The sequence below is a fragment of the Neptunomonas sp. CHC150 genome, assembly GCF_030397555.1.
Lineage (GTDB): Bacteria > Pseudomonadota > Gammaproteobacteria > Pseudomonadales > Balneatricaceae > Neptunomonas > Neptunomonas phycophila.
On sequence record NZ_JAPNXU010000031.1, the window covers coordinates 1 to 444 of the forward strand.

Annotated in this window: 1 protein-coding gene; it reads left to right on the forward strand. The window is 49.5% G+C overall.

Annotated elements, in window-relative coordinates; translation table 11 throughout:
* A partial coding sequence (locus OW491_RS17950) for a DUF2586 family protein (RefSeq protein ID WP_290037264.1) occupies nucleotides 1–444 on the forward strand: 444 nt, incomplete at both ends.

Consider the following 444-nt stretch of genomic DNA (forward strand, 5'->3'; position numbering starts at 1 on the left):
GTACTAGATAAACCTGAGACAGGTAAGACGGTTCTTGAAGAAGCGGTTGCTTTTCGCACTGAACTGAAAGCCAAGTTAGGTCGTGAAGTGTTCATGATCTGCACTTTGCCTGGCATCAATAATGATGCCGTCGATGGGGAAACATGGGCGCAGTGGTTAGCGGCGACAGTCGGTGTGCCGACTGATATCGCAAGTGAGTACATCACTGTCGTTCCTCAAGTTCACAAAGAAAACTCAACAGTAGGTATTTACGCTGGCCGTTTGGCAAACCAAGAAGTGTCTATCGCAGATTCCCCTGCACGAGTAAAAACAGGCAGCGTACTGGGTAGCATGGCATTGGCAACGGATAAAGACGGCAAACCTTTGGAGTTGGCGACCCTTAAAGCACTGGAAGCCGCTCGAATTGCAGTTCCGATGTGGTACCCAGATTATCCGGGCCAATAC